Annotated in this window: 11 protein-coding genes; 1 reads left to right on the top strand and 10 read right to left on the bottom strand. The window is 67.4% G+C overall.

Features of this window, described 5'->3' with window-relative positions:
• Nucleotides 1-41: 41 nt before the first annotated feature.
• Nucleotides 42-1,538 carry a multicopper oxidase family protein gene (locus LC039_RS21025; protein WP_226628037.1) on the top strand — a complete coding sequence of 499 codons (1,497 nt, stop codon included), beginning with the start codon at nucleotides 42-44 and terminating at the stop codon, nucleotides 1,536-1,538.
• Nucleotides 1,539-1,605: 67 nt separating this feature from the next.
• Here the strand turns inward: LC039_RS21025 and LC039_RS21020 are convergent, their stop codons facing one another.
• From LC039_RS21020 to LC039_RS20975, 10 genes are all read right to left on the bottom strand, one after another.
• Entirely contained in the window at nucleotides 1,606-2,988 is a 1,383-nt protein-coding gene (locus tag LC039_RS21020) for a multicopper oxidase family protein (protein ID WP_226628036.1), read from the bottom strand.
• Between the two features lies 1 nt (nucleotide 2,989).
• Complete coding sequence (locus LC039_RS21015) at nucleotides 2,990-3,412, bottom strand: c-type cytochrome (RefSeq protein WP_226628034.1); 423 nt, start codon at nucleotides 3,410-3,412, stop codon at nucleotides 2,990-2,992.
• An 816-nt stretch (nucleotides 3,413-4,228) separates the two neighbouring features.
• Nucleotides 4,229-5,266 (bottom strand): Ldh family oxidoreductase, encoded by a 1,038-nt coding sequence (locus LC039_RS21010; RefSeq protein ID WP_226628033.1) that lies wholly within the window; start codon nucleotides 5,264-5,266, stop codon nucleotides 4,229-4,231.
• 53 nt (nucleotides 5,267-5,319) lie between these two features.
• Complete coding sequence (locus LC039_RS21005) at nucleotides 5,320-5,955, bottom strand: helix-turn-helix domain-containing protein (RefSeq protein WP_226628031.1); 636 nt, start codon at nucleotides 5,953-5,955, stop codon at nucleotides 5,320-5,322.
• Nucleotides 5,956-6,273: 318 nt separating this feature from the next.
• On the bottom strand, nucleotides 6,274-6,939 hold the full coding sequence (locus tag LC039_RS21000) for a glutathione S-transferase family protein (RefSeq protein ID WP_226628030.1): 666 nt from the start codon (nucleotides 6,937-6,939) through the stop codon (nucleotides 6,274-6,276).
• Between the two features lie 258 nt (nucleotides 6,940-7,197).
• The gene (locus tag LC039_RS20995; protein WP_226628028.1) at nucleotides 7,198-7,446 is read right to left on the bottom strand and encodes a hypothetical protein; all 249 of its coding nucleotides are present in this window, start codon (nucleotides 7,444-7,446) and stop codon (nucleotides 7,198-7,200) included.
• Nucleotides 7,447-7,452: 6 nt separating this feature from the next.
• Entirely contained in the window at nucleotides 7,453-8,334 is an 882-nt protein-coding gene (locus tag LC039_RS20990; protein WP_226628026.1) for an acyltransferase family protein, read from the bottom strand.
• 184 nt (nucleotides 8,335-8,518) lie between these two features.
• Nucleotides 8,519-9,268, bottom strand: a complete 750-nt coding sequence (gene mtgA, locus LC039_RS20985) for a monofunctional biosynthetic peptidoglycan transglycosylase (protein WP_226628025.1) — start codon at nucleotides 9,266-9,268, stop codon at nucleotides 8,519-8,521.
• A gap of 112 nt (nucleotides 9,269-9,380) precedes the next feature.
• A complete protein-coding gene (gene gltB, locus LC039_RS20980; protein ID WP_226628023.1) occupies nucleotides 9,381-13,922 on the bottom strand; it encodes a glutamate synthase large subunit in 4,542 nt (1,513 codons plus the stop codon).
• Between the two features lie 135 nt (nucleotides 13,923-14,057).
• Nucleotides 14,058-14,495 carry a GFA family protein gene (locus LC039_RS20975; protein ID WP_226628021.1) on the bottom strand — a complete coding sequence of 146 codons (438 nt, stop codon included), beginning with the start codon at nucleotides 14,493-14,495 and terminating at the stop codon, nucleotides 14,058-14,060.
• Nucleotides 14,496-14,588: the final 93 nt, after the last annotated feature.

Genomic DNA, 14,588 nt, shown 5'->3' with positions numbered 1-14,588 from the left:
CGCGGTCCCGCCTCGCAAGACCTCATTTTCCGGAGATCATCATGACCCGATATTCCCGCCGCGGCTTTCTGGCCGCTTCCGCCGCCGTGTCCGCCTCGCTGCTGCTGCCCGCAAGGGCGCGGGCGGCGTCGGACCGGCTGTCGCTCACCGCGGGCACCCGCACCGTCGAGGTGAACGGCCGTGCCGCCACCGTCATGGGGCTGACCAATGACACGGGTGGACAGGGGCTGACCCTCGATCCGGGCCAGCGCTTTGCCGTTGATCTGACCAACGGCCTCGATGTGGAGACGATCATCCACTGGCACGGGCAGATCCCGCCCAACGCGCAGGACGGCGCACCCAACACCAACCCAATGCTGAAGGTCGGCGAGCGCCGCGCCTATGACTTCGCCCCGCGCCCCGGCACCCTCTGGATGCACAGCCACATCCCGCAGCAGGAGATCGCCATGCTCGCAGCCCCGCTGATCGTGCGCAGTGCCGAAGATGTCGCTGCCGACCGGCAGGAGGTGGTGATGTTCCTGCACGACTTCAGCTTCAAATCCCCCGAAGAAGTGCTGGCCGAGACCTCCGGCAGCACCGGCGGGCACCATGGCGGGGCGCATGATCCGGCCCCGATGGACCATGGCGCCATGCACCACGGCGAGGCCACAGCCCCGACGGGCGGACTGTCGGGCATGGGCAACATGTCCGGTATGGGTGCCATGGCCGAGATGCCGATGGACCTCAACGATTTCGACTTCGATGCCTATCTCACCAACGACCGCACGCTCGACGATCCCGAGGTCGTAACGGTCGAGCGCAACGGCCGTGTGAGGCTGCGGATCATCAACGGCTCGTCGATGACCGCCTACTGGATCGACACCGGCGGACTGCAGGCCCGGCTGGTCGTGGTGGACGGCGACCCGGTCGCGCCGCTGCCCGGCACGCGCTTTCCCATCGCCTCGGGTCAGCGCATGGAAATCGACCTCGATCTGCCCGGCGACGGCCTCGCCCGACCGGTCCTTGCGCTCCGGGAAGGCGCACACGAGCAGACCGGCGTCATCCTCGCACCCCAGGGCGCCGCGGTGCCGCGCCTGTCGACCCGTGCCGAGACCGAGACGCCGCCCGTCGCGGGCGACATGCGGCAGGAGCTTGCCCTGCGCGCCGCCTCACCGCTCGCGGCCCGGGAACCGGATGTTCGCCAGATGGTGATGCTCGGTGGCACCATGGACCCCTACGCCTGGACGATCAACGACGCCGTCTGGGAGGATCACAGGCCAATCACGGTACCCCGGGGCGCGCGGGTCGAGATGATGTTCCACAACATGTCGATGATGGCGCATCCGATGCACCTGCATGGCCATGTCTTCCAGGTCGTCGCGGTCGGAGATCAACCCGTGCAGGGCGCGCTGCGCGATACGGTCTTCGTGCCGGCCATGGGTTCGGTCACGGTCGCCTTCGACGCGGGCGAGGCGGCCCGCTGGATGATGCACTGCCACCACATGGGGCATCTGGCGACGGGCATGATGACCGAGTTGCAGGTGCGGGCCACGGCCTGAGCGTGTGACCGGCGGCGCGGGGGATCCCCTCGCCCCGCCGATCCGTCATACAATCTGCGCGGTGGCTTCAGGCCACCTCGATCCAGTTCGTCATCCCCGAGGCGGCATGGCCGAGCATGTGACAGTGCAGCAGCCATTTCCCGGGGTTGTCGGCCACAAAGGCGATCTCCGCGCTTTCCTGCGGCATGACCAGCACCGTGTCGCGCATCGGGCCCAGAGACCCATCCGCCGCGACCGTGCGGAAATGCATGCCATGCAGATGCATCGCATGCGGGAACACGGTGTCGTTGACCAGCCGGATGCGCGCGGTCTCCCCCCGCGCGTAGCGGGCAAAGGGCGCTTCGCCGCGTCCCACCTGGCCGGCCAGCGCCCAGAACTGCCCGCGCTGCACCAGCTGCTGGAAATCCATGTCCTGGCCTTCGAACCGGCCCGAGGCCATGCCGCGCATCGCGCCGCCTTCCATCCGCATCTCGCGCAGTTCCGCCTCGGCGACACCCGGCACCTGCATGCGCGGGTTCGGCGGCAGGGGCGCGGGGGCCGCGCGTGGCGCGGCGCTCTTCAGACCGCTCACCGTCACCTCGGCCAGCGCCTGCCAGCTGTCATCGTCGGCGTAGCTGAGCAGCGCGGCAGGCGTGCCCTCTTCAGCCGTGACATCGACAATCAGATCGACCCGCTGCGCCGGGGCGAGGATGATCTCGGCGCTCACCGGCTCGGGCTGCGCCAGCGGCATGCCGTCGAGCGCGACCGTCCAGCCCGTCATCCCCTCGAGCCGCAGCACGAAGATCCGCGCGTTGGCGGCGTTGATCAGCCGCAGACGAAGGCGCTCGTTCTGCTGCGCCTCGAGCGAGAAATCGAAACGGCCATTGATCCCGGTCAGATTGCCCATGCGCCCCGCGTGGCTGCGCATCATCGGCGCCTCGAAATCCCCGGCGAACCCGCCGGTCTCGGGGTCGAGAAGCCAATCGTCGAGCATCAGAACCTCGTCCCGATCGACGTCGGGCGGCGCGTTTTCCTCGACGATCAGCGCGCCGGAGAGGCCGCGCGCGACCTGCTCCATGGAGTTGGTATGCGCGTGGTACCAGTAGGTTCCGGCATCCGGCAGATCGAACGCGTAGTCGAAGCTCGCGCCCGGCGGCACGGGCTCCTGCGTCAGCCCGGCCACACCGTCCATCGCATTGTCGATGCGGATGCCGTGCCAGTGCACCGAGGTCGGCACCTGCAGATCGTTGACCAGGCGCCGCGAGAGACGGCTGCCCTGCTGCGCGCGGATCTGGGGCCCGGGGAGCAGGCCGTCGTAGCTCCAGACCTCGGTCGCCGGGTAGCCCTCCGGAGCGAGCTGGATGGTGGCCGTGCGCGCCGTCAGGCGGGGCGCCTCCGCCTGTGCCCATGCGGGCCGCGTCAGCGGAACCGCGGCAAGTCCGGTGCAGAAGGCGCGTCGTGTGAAGCTCATCTCAGTTGATCCCGTTCGCGCGTTGCAGCTCTCGGACGTAGGCGATGATCGTCTTCACCTCGCCCTGTGTCAGCTGGGGTTGCGGCGGCATGTTCCCGAACTTCCAGTGGTGTGCCCGGACACCCTGCTGCGCGGCGACAAGAAAGGCCATGTCGCCATGATGCGACGGTTCGTAGATCTTGTGAACCAGCGGCGGGCCGAAGCCCATCTTGCCGGCGGCATTTTCACCATGACACGCGGCGCAGACCGCATCGAAGGCGCGCTTGCCCAGTTCCCCCTGCGGTGAGAGCGAGTCCGGCAGGGTGACCGCCGCAATGGCGGCGCCCTCCTGCGGCGCGGCGGTTTCGGGCTCGGTGGGCCAGAAGGCGTATCCGATGGCCCCGATGCAGAGGGCACCGAGGGCGGGAATGAGGTATTTCTTCATGATCAGGTCCTGACGTGGGGCCGTTTTGACCGGCCCGAATAGCTGGAATGCCGGGACGCGGCCCGGCAGCTTCAAGCGCGTCAGGCGCGCGGCGGTGGGGGCTCTGCAGACGTGCTGATCGAGTGGCCGCGGGTTGCCTCCGGCAAGCCGACGGCCAGCGCCGCGGACGCGGGAAGGTAGAGATCATGCGACAAAGCTGTTTCGGCGCTGGTACAGCAGGCAGAGGCATGCGCGCAGACCCCGTCCGAATGCGGCGCCATTCCGCCCTCCATCTTGCAGCAGGCGCTGTCATGAGTCAGCGGCGAAGGACTGCCTGCCAGGGCCGTGAGCGGCCCGGCGAAGAGCGCCGCGAGCAGAATGATGAGCCAAGCGAGACGCAAGTGACCTCCTCCGTTGCGGACTTATCGCCGGGGCTCAGGTTGACAGTCAAGGGCGTGGACGATGGGCGTCGCGGCAGCGCCGCGCCTCCGCGGGATCGTGCGACGCTCGGATTTTCTCACCCCGCGCAGGATAGAACGGATGCGGCCATGAGATCGCGCACCGGCAGAGTACGTCCGGTAGACTCGCGATTGCGATGCCGGTCCGACCCCCTTTCAGGACCGAGGCATGGCCCGGTATTGCGCTGCGCACCCTTGCGCAATCGTCTCACATTGCTCCGAAGGCGCCGCCAGCCCGTCGGCGCGAAACGGTTGAAGAATTTCGGCGTCCGGCACACCAACCTTCGGGAGCGGAGCGCTATCCGCAGGCCGCCGGGGAGCAGACAGCAAAAAGGCGCGGGACCTGCCCCGCGCCCTTGCAATTCCCGATGAGGACAGCTCAGCCGTCCAGCGCGGCGAGCCCCTCGGACTCGAACCGGTCGAGCTGCGCCATCTCCGCGTCGGTCAGGACGATCCCCTCCGACAGCGCCTTCGAGCGCGCGGCAAAGCGGCGCTCCGAGGGCAGACGGGCGCCCTGCCCGCTGATCGCGGTCAGCAGCGTCTCGCCCTCGGCAATGGGATCGCGGCCCGAGCGCTTGGCAAAGGTCTGCGGGTCGAGCGCCAGCACCAGCGCGCCGTGGCGCGGCAGCAGCCCGCCACCCCCCATGAAATCGAGCGCCTCCTTGCTCATGAACTCGCCCAGCATCGCCCCCGCCAGCAGCTCGACCATGGTCGAGATCGCCGACCCCTTGTGCGCGCCGAAGGTCAGCATGGCACCATCGAGCGCCGCATCTGGATCGGTGGTCGGATTGCCATCCTTGTCGACGGCCCAGCCCTCGGGGATCGGCGTGCCGGCGCGGCGGTGCAGCTCGATCTCGCCGCGCGCGGCGACGCTGGTGGCGAAATCGAAGACATAGGGGTGCGGGCCCGGGCGCGGCCAGCCGAAGGCGATGGGGTTGGTGCCGAGCAGCGGCTCCTTGCCGCCCGCCGGTGCCACGAAGGCATAGCTGGGGCACATGGACAGCCCGGCCAGTCCCTCTTCGGCAAGCGCCTCGACATCGTGCCAGAGCGCCGAGAAATGCAGGCAGTCGCGGATCACCAGCGCCGCCAGCCCGGTCTCGCGCGCCCGCGCGACGAGCGTGTCCTTGGCCGCGTAGAAGGCGGGGTTGGAAAAGCCGCCGCCGGCGTCCACCTCGATCACCGCCTTGCCGCTGTCCTGCACCTGCGGCACCGCGTCGGGCGCAACCTTGCCCGCCGCCAAGACGCGCAGGCAGCCCTCGATCCGGTAGATGCCATGCGATTTGCAATGGTCGCGTTCCCCCGCGACGATCACATGCGCCACGGCCCGGGCATTGTCGCGGCTCAGCCCGCTCTTTTCAAAGATCGCCTGGACCCGGGCCATGAGCCCGTCGACGGAAATGATATGTTGCTCGGCCATGGTCAGGCGGTCTCCTTCGGGTTGGTACTGATGGACGGGCGACCCGGAGCGGATCACTGGTCCACGTCGATATGCGTGCAGGCCCAGAAGATTCGGGTTTCGGTGTCGTCCACCGCGCGCAGCCCGTGCTTGAGCGTGCTGTCGAAATAGGCGCAGTCGCCCGCTTCGAGGATCACCGGCGCGTAGTGCTCGACGGTCAGCTCGACCCGGCCACACAGCACGAAGACCGTTTCCTCGCCGTCGTGCGATTCCAGTTCGTCGCGCGCGAGCGGCGGGCGCTGCTCGACACGGGTGACCATCGGGATGATCTTCTTCTCGGCAAGCGTGTTGCAGAGCACCTCGTACTCGAAGTTCTTCACACGGACCTTACGGCCCTGCCCGGCGCGGGTCACTGCCAGCCGGGTGGTCTGCAGCGGCTCCTGCTCGGTCGAGAACAGCCGCTCCATGCCGATGCCATAGGCCCGCGCGATGCGGACGAGGTTCTCGTAGCTGGGCGAGACCCGGCCGTTTTCGATCTTGTGGATCGTCGAGAGCGCCAGCCCGGTGCGCTGTGCCGCGACCTCGAGCGTGAAGCCACAGGCCTGCCGCAGGGCTTTCACTCGTGCACCGAGCTCATCGCGGAGCTGCTGGCGCTCCGCCTCCCAGGCGTCGCCGGTGAGTGGCGGCGGGCTTTTATCGACTGCGCTCATGATTTTTCATTTTTTACCATTTATTGCTGTATACGCTCGCGCCACGCCTACTGCAACCGCGGCGGTCGGCAGCGGTACGGCGGTCCGCATTCAGGGCTTCTACGAGATCGGATGCGTTGGGTCGCCATTCGCAGCCGTGGCGGAACCGCGGAGGCTTCGAACCACGCATGGAGCGTCAGGCCCCGGCGCAGTGTTGCGCAAGGGCGAAAAGCGGATCACGGTGGGCAATTTTCCGGTGGCCTTCAGCGCCGCCGGTCGCGCGCGGGGCATCCCCCCGCGCCATGTCGCGCAGACCACGTCCGGGTCTGCGCGCAAGCGTCAGAAATCGAGGTCAGCGTAATGCGCGGGCTGCGGAAAGCCGGGGATCTGGTCGGCGAGGATCGAGCGGAAGGCCGGACGCGACTTGATCTTGGCGTACCAGTCCTTGACCACCGCCGAGCGGTTCCAGTCCACATCGGAGATATAGTCCAGCGACGACAGGTGCGCCGCGGCGGCGAAATCCGCCAGGGTCATCACGTCGCCCGCCAGCCAGCGCCGGTGATCGAGCAGCCAGGCCATGTAGTCGAGGTGGTACTTGATCGCCTTGGCCCCGGCCTTGACGTTGCCCGAGTCGGGAAAGCCGGTCTTCATAATCTTCTTGTTCACCCGCTCGTAGAGCAGCTTCGAGGTCACCTCGTTGTGGAACTTGTCGTCGAACCAGGCGACCAGCCGGCGCACTTCGTAGCGGGCATCGGGAGAGCGCGGCAGCAGCGCGGGCTCGGGGTATTTCTCCTCGAGCCATTCGCAGATCGCCGCGCTTTCGGACATGGTCTTGTTGTCGATGCGCAGCACCGGGACCTTGCCCGCCGGGTTGCGGCGCAGGAAGTCGGCGTCCTGCTCCCAGTAGCGCTCCTCGACCAGCTCACATTCGATCTTCTTCTCGGCGAGGCTCAGGCGAACCTTGCGGCAAAAGGGCGAGAGCGGCACGTGGTAAAGCTTTGCCATTCTGGGAAGCGGCTCCGGGTCTGAAGGAAATCTCCCGCCTGTTTGCCGTGAAAGCGGCGGCGATTCAACTGGGCATGGGCACACGGGCAGGTGATGGCTCGGAGATGCCAAGCGCCGGGGGCGGAACATCGGAAGACCCAGGGCCAGTGTTCAGTTGGGCCGACAGGGCGACCGGCCTCGATCCGTTCAGGCATGCACCCGAGACACGCGCTCGACGGCCTGCGGCACTGCGCTGGCGTCAGATTGGGCAAAAGCGCACTATTCCCCTATTGCAGCGATCCTCGACCGGACGTGGCCCGGCGCCACACGTCCACGCAGCACCCGCTGCAAAGGTGCCGGACTGCGGCGGAGCATCAGGTCGACCCATTGCCCCACGCCCAAGGCCACAAGCGGCGCGAGCAGGAAGAACAGCAGGTAGCTTGCGTCGTGCTCGTCGCCGACCAGTAGCCCCCAAAGTCTCCAGGCGATGCCGACAACGATGAGAAGGCTCAGATAGGAGATGAACATGCCCGGTTACAGCCGGAGAACGGCACCGCAGATGCGACTCTGCGCGATCCGTCGGGTGACCAGGAACACCAGGAAGACCAGGGCGACGCGCTTGAGGATATTCGCGAGGTTCGCGGCCAGGTCCGCGACACCCAGCCCTGCCGCCGCCGCCAAAGGATCTGCCGCGGCCTCCGCGACCAGCGGGGACACGCATAGCGAAAGCCCGGCCGCACCGAGACCCAACGGGAGAGCAATGGCGGCGCGGCTGAGCCGGGCAATGTTCACCCGATGCAGCGCGACCGCCATCCCGGCCAAAAGGAACAGCAGGATCGTCGGCCGGAAGAGCAGCGCGGCGACGGGATCAAATAGCGCGAGAAGGATGGCGCCGCAGCGCACCGTGCCAGGGGCCCTGCGCACCGCCGGCGCAAGGACAAAACCCAGACAGCCAGCGACGAAGAGATCGCGCAGAAAGAAGAGCGAGAGGTTCTCGGTTGGCCCGGTGAGCCCCACCGCCTCGGCGCTCAGCCAGGGCAGAGCAAAGTCGGGCCAGCCCCACCCCGCCTCGGCAGACTGGGCTGCCGCCCGCGCCGCGATATAGAGCAGGTTCCATGCCAGCATCGGAACGATGAGTGTCGCGAAGCGGCGTCGCACGAATGCCCCGAGATCACCTCTCTCGAGGGCCGACAGCATCACGTAGCCGCTGAAGAAGCTGAGCGCGGCGACGCTGGCCCGGCCAAACCAGCCACCGATGATGGCCCCCGCCAAGCTGAACGTCCCGCCCGAAACCACGCTGTCACTGGACAGCCCCGGGTTCACATGAACCGAGAACATCAAGGTGATGCAGACCACCCGCGCGATCGCGATCTGCCGCGACACCAGCGCTTCGGCAGACGTATTCGGCTCACTCATACCCCGTCACCCGACCAGGCCTCCCGAAGAATGGGGCCGATGCACGTGGCATCGACCCTTTGACCGCCGGAACGAGGAGAATTCGTAGAAACTTATAGAAAGTTAAGATTGGCCCCTCGGGCCGGGAAAGAGATCCGCCTGGGCCTATTCTCGCGAGCGGCGGGCAAACCCGGCGCAGACCCGCCTACTCGAAGCACGCCGCGCGGCCGTCGCGGGCGATGGTGGCGGCGCCGTCGCGGATCTGCCCGGCGCGGCGCTGCACGAAGCCCGACGGGTTCGAGGCAGAGCGATCCTTGGGATCGGGCAGAATGGCAGCCAGCCGGGCGGCCTGCGCCGAGCTCAGCTGCGCGGGCGCGACGCCGAAATAGTGCTGCGAGGCCGCGGCGAGGCCAAAGACGCCCTCGTCGAACTCGGCGAGGTTCATGTATACCTCGAGGATTCGGCGCTTCGGCCAAAGCGCCTCCATCAGCGGGGTCAGCGCCGCCTCCATCGCCTTGCGCGGCCAGCTGCGGCCCTGCCAGAGGAAGGCGTTCTTCACCACCTGCTGGCTGATCGTCGAGGCACCGCGGTTTCCGCCCTCGGCGATCGCCGCGCGGATCGCCCGCATGTCGAAGCCCCAATGGGTGCAAAAATTGGCATCCTCGGCGGCCACCAGCGCGCGCAGCGCGACCGGCGCCACCTCCTCGGCATCCACCCAATTGTACTCCACCGGGGCGCCAAGCCTACGCCCCTCGCTCCACATGTAGAAGCTGCCGGGCGGGTTCACGAAGCGATAGGCCAGCACCGCGAGGCCGAGCAGCAGCGCCAGCGCCACCGCCGCCTGAACCGCACGCGTGACGAGCCAGCGCAGCGGCCTGGGTCGCCGTGCGGTCTTGGCCGATCCCTTTGCGGGCTTCTTCGATTTGCCTTTGGTGGTCTTTGCTGCTCGCGCCATGGGCCAGATCTACACGGGAGTGGCCGCGCGGGAAAGCGCTCTGCGCACGGCAAGCAACGGAAAACGCCCGGACTTGCGGTCCGGGCGCTCCATTGTCTCGAAGGAGGTGGCGTTACTCCGCCGGCACCGCCAGGTCGCTCTCGATACCCAGCGGGTGCGGGATCTTGTTGAGCATCTCGGTCGGGCAGACCTGCACGAAGTTGGCCTTCTCGATTTCCCAGTTCTGCAGGATGTCCAGCGCCTTGCGGCTGCCGGTCTCCGCCGCGTGGCGCTCGACGAGGCCCTTCAGCTCGGCTTCCCAGTGCTCTTCCGCCACCGGGCAGGTCACCAGGCTCTCCATGTTCATCAGGTCCGGGGACAGGCCCTCGGGATCATAGAGATAGGCCATGCCGCCGGTCATGCCGGCGCCGAAGTTGGCGCCGATCGGACCGAGGATCACCGCGGTGCCGCCGGTCATATACTCGCAGCCGTTGGTGCCGCAGCCCTCGACCACCACATGCGCGCCCGAGTTGCGGACCGCGAAACGCTCGCCCGCCTTACCCGCGGCGAAGAGGTAGCCGTCGGTGGCGCCGTAGAGCACGGTGTTGCCGATGATCGTGTTGTTCGACGCGGTGAGCGGCGACATCATCGGCGGACGCACCACGATGGTGCCGCCCGACAGGCCCTTGCCGACATAGTCGTTGGCATCGCCCGAGACTTCCAGCTTCAGACCCGGGGCCGCGAAGGCACCCAGCGACTGGCCGGCCGAGCCGGTCAGCTTCACGTGCAGGTGGTCGGGCTGCAGCGCATTGCGCATGCCGAACTTGCTGACGATATGGCTCGAGGTTCGCGTGCCCACGGTGCGGTGCGTGTTCTGCACCGCGTAGGAGAGCTGCATCTTCTCGCCGTCCTCGAGGAAGCGGCTGCCGTCGCGGACGATCTCGGCGTCGAGCGTGTCGGGCACCACGTTCCGCTCTTTCGCGCGGTCGTAGACGATGTCGTCGGCCCCATCCACGCGGATCAGCAGCGGGTTGAGGTCGAGGTCATCGAGATGCTCCGCACCGCGGCTGACCTGGCTCAGCAGGTCGGCGCGACCGATCACCTCGTTCAGCGAGCGCGCGCCGATGGAGGCGAGGATCTCGCGCACCTCGGTGGCGTAGAAGGTGATCAGGTTCACCACCTTCTCGGCGTTGCCGGTGAACTTGTCGCGCAGCTCGGGGTCCTGGGTACAGACGCCCACCGGGCAGGTGTTCGACTGGCACTGGCGGACCATGATGCAGCCCATGGCGATCAGTGCGGCGGTGCCGATGCCGTATTCCTCGGCGCCGAGCATCGCGGCCATGACGATGTCACGCCCGGTGCGCAGGCCGCCGTCGGTGCGCAGCGTCACACGGTCGCGCAGCTTGTTCATCGCCAGAACCTGATGCGCCTCGGTGAGGCCCATCTCCCACGGCAGACCCGCGTATTTGATCGAGGTCGCCGGCGAGGCGCCGGTGCCGCCGTTGTGGCCCGAGATCAGGATGATGTCGGCCTTCGCCTTGGCAACGCCCGCGGCGATGGTGCCGACGCCCGAGGAGGCCACCAGCTTCACCGTCACCTTGCAGCGCGGGTTGATCTGCTTGAGGTCGTAGATCAGCTGCGCGAGATCCTCGATCGAGTAGATATCGTGGTGCGGCGGCGGCGAGATCAGCGTCACGCCCTCGGTCGAGTGGCGCAGGCGCGCGATCAGCTTGGTCACCTTCATGCCGGGCAGCTGGCCACCCTCGCCGGGCTTGGCGCCCTGCGCGACCTTGATCTCGAGTTCCTCGCAGTGGTTCAGGTACTCGGCGGTGACGCCGAAGCGGCCCGAGGCCACCTGCTTGACCTTCGCCGAGGGGTTGTCGCCGTTGGGCTCGGGCACGAAGTGTGCCGGATCCTCGCCGCCCTCACCGGAGTCGGACTTGGCGCCGATGCGGTTCATCGCGATGTTCAGCGTCTTGTGCGCCTCGGGCGAGAGCGCCCCTAGCGACATGCCCGGCGTCACGAAGCGCTTGCGGATCGAGGTGATGGATTCCACCTCCTCCAGCGGGATCGCCTCGCCGAGCGGCTTGATGTCCAGCAGGTCGCGCAGGTGGATCGGCGGGTTGGCCCGCATTGCCTTGGAGTAGGTCTTCCACAGCTCGTAGCTGGCCTTGTTGCAGGCCGCCTGCATCAGATGCATGTTCTGCGCGCCCCAGGCGTGGGTCTCGCCGGACTTGCGGGCCTTGTAGAAGCCGCCGATCGGCAGCACGTCGCGGCCGCCCTTGAAGCCGAGCGCGTGGACCTCTTCCGCCTTCTGCTGGATGCCGTGCACACCGATGCCCGAGATCCGCGACAGCATGCCGGGGAAATACTCGGCGCACATGGCGCGCGACAGGCCCACCGCCTCGAAGTTGAGACCGCCGCGGTAGGACGAGATCACCGAGATGCCCATCTTCGACATGATCTTCAGCAGGCCCTGGTCGATGGCCTCGCGGTAGCGCGCCACGGCCTCGGTCAGGCTGCCCTCGATCAGGCCGCGCGAGATGCGGTCGGCGATGCTGTCCTCGGCGAGGTAGGGGTTCACGATGGTCGCGCCGCAGCCGACGAGCACCGCGAAGTAATGCGGGTCGATGCATTCCGCCGAGCGCACGCCCAGCGAGCAGAACGTCCGCAGGCCCTTCTTGGTCAGCCAGCTGTGCACCGCCGAGGTGGCGAGGATCATCGGCATGGCGACCTTGCCGTCGCCCTGATGGTGGTCGGTCAGCACGATGTGACCGCCGCCCGAGCGCACGGCATCCTCGGCCTCGGCCCGGATGCGGGCCAGACCGTCACGCAGCGCGCCCTCGCCGGCGTCGGCGGGGAAGGTACAGTCGATCTCGACCAGACCGGCGTTGAAGTGCTTCGTCAGCTCCTCGAACTGCGCGTTGGCGACGAAGGGCGTGTCCAAAACCAGGATCTCGGTCTGCGCCGAGCTCTCGTCGAGCACGTTCTTGAGGTTGCCGAAGCGGGTCTTCAGCGACATCACGCGGAATTCGCGCAGGGAGTCGATCGGCGGGTTGGTCACCTGGCTGAAGTTCTGGCGGAAGAAGTGGCTCAGCGGCCGGTACTTCTTGGACAGGACCGCAGACGGGGTGTCGTCGCCCATCGAGGCGAGCATTTCCTTGCCGTCCTCGGCCATCGCCGAGAGCGACTGCTCCAGTTCCTCGATGCTGTAGCCCGCCGCGATCTGCCGCTTGCGCAGCTCGGCGCCCGAGAACAGCGGCTTTTCCGAGATCTTCGCGAGGCTCTCGTCGAGCTCGGTGATCTTGCCGACCCATTCGCCGAAGGGCTGGCTGCCGGCGAGGCGATCCTTGATCTCGGTGTCGCGGTAGAGCTTGCCCTCTTCCATGTCGACGGCGATCATCTGGCCCGGGCCAAGCGCGCCTTTTTCACGCACGGTCGACTCGTCGACCGGCACCATGCCCGCCTCGGAGCCGGCGATCAGCAGCCCGTCACCGGTGACCACGTAGCGCATCGGGCGCAGGCCGTTGCGGTCGAGTCCGCCGCAGACCCAGCGGCCGTCGGTCATGGCCAGCGCCGCGGGGCCGTCCCAGGGCTCCATCACCGAGTTCACGTAGGAATACATGTCGAGCCAGGCCTGCGGCAGCTCCACCGCCTGCTTCGACCAGGCCTCGGGGATCAGCATGGTCTTGGCCATCGGCGCGTTGCGCCCGGCGCGGACCAGCACCTCGAACACGGCGTCCAGCGCGGCGGAGTCCGACGCCCCGGTCGCGATGATCGGCTTGATGTCCTCGGCCATCTCTCCGAAGGTCGCCGAGGCCATGCGGATCTCGTGCGACTTCATCCAGTTGGTGTTGCCCTTGATCGTGTTGATCTCGCCGTTATGGGCGAGCATGCGGAAGGGCTGCGCCAGCCACCACTGCGGGAAGGTGTTGGTGGAATAGCGCTGGTGGTAGATCGCGAAGGCGGATTCGAAGCGCTCGTCCTGCAGGTCCGGGTAGAACACGGCGACCTGTTCGGCCAGCATCATGCCCTTGTAGATGATCGACCGGCACGACAGCGAGGCGATGTAGAGCCCGTTGATGCCCGCGGCAGCCGCGGCCTTCTCGATGCGGCGGCGGATGACGTAGAGCTCGCGCTCGAAGGTTTCTTCGTCCACGCCCTTGGCGTTGGAGATCAGGATCTGCTCGATCTCGGGACGGGTCGCATTGGCCTTCTCGCCGAGGCAGTCCACGCTCACCGGCACGTGGCGCCAGCCGTAGATGTAGTGGCCCATGCGCAGCACTTCGGTCTCGACGATGGTCCGGCAGGTTTCCTGCGCGGCAAAGTCGGTGCGCGGCAGGAAGACCTGGCCGACGGCCATCAGCTCGTCCTTGCGCGGCGCGTGGCCGGTGCGCTCGATCTGGTCGTAGAAGAAGCTGACGGGGATCTGCACGTGGATGCCCGCGCCGTCACCGGTCTTGCCGTCGGCGTCCACGGCACCGCGGTGCCAGATCGCCTTGAGCGCGGTGATGCCCGCCTCCACAACCTTGCGCGACGGTTTCCCGTCGATGGAGACGACAAGGCCGACGCCGCAGGAAGAGTGTTCATGCTCTTCGCGGAACAGGCCGTTCTCCTCCATCCACTTGCGCTTGGCTTCCTCTGCGGCAACCCAGTTTGCGTCGAAAGTGGTCATGGCTTAGCACCTCCATGGAAGGCCGCCGGGGCGGCCGGGATACGTGGCTGGCGCGCGGGGCGCCGAATGAAATGGCGCGTCATCGCGCCGTAATTCTGTGTCGCGGCTCAGGCGCCGCGGTTTTGGTCCTGCGGCTCAGGCGCCGCTGACGTCCGCACCGAATTTCTTCAGCGTCTCGGCGCGGGTGTATTTCGGATGCTCCCCGGTGAGCGCCCAGCTGTCGGGCTTCTCGTCCGCGAAGATCTCACTTTTCATCTCGAAGCCGTTGCCGTCCTCGAGGAGCCCGAGGCAGACCTCGTACTCCCCTGCCCCATCGACGCCCTTGTCGTAGCGGTACCAGAGCACCGAGCCGCAGGTGCCGCAGAAGTGCCGGGAGGCCCAATCCGAGCTGCGGAAGCTGCGGATCGCATCGGCACCCTCGATCGAGATCGCCGCCTCAGGCACGTTCACCGCAAACAGCGCCGATCCGGCCCAGCGGCGGCACTGCTCGCAATGGCAGACGCCGAAGCTACCGAACTCGGTCACGGTGAAGCGTACCGCGCCGCACAGGCATTGTCCGGTCTTCTGCGTCATGCACCGCTCCTTTCTCGGCGAGGGTCAGCCGCGCTGACCTCTCCTCGGGCGTTGGTTTCGGGGGCTGCACATCCCCTGCGCAGGTTGCGTTCC

Origin of the sequence: Alloyangia pacifica (assembly GCF_020524285.1) — a bacterium.
Lineage (GTDB): Bacteria > Pseudomonadota > Alphaproteobacteria > Rhodobacterales > Rhodobacteraceae > Salipiger > Salipiger pacificus_B.
This window is presented reverse-complemented; position numbering and strand designations above follow the sequence as displayed.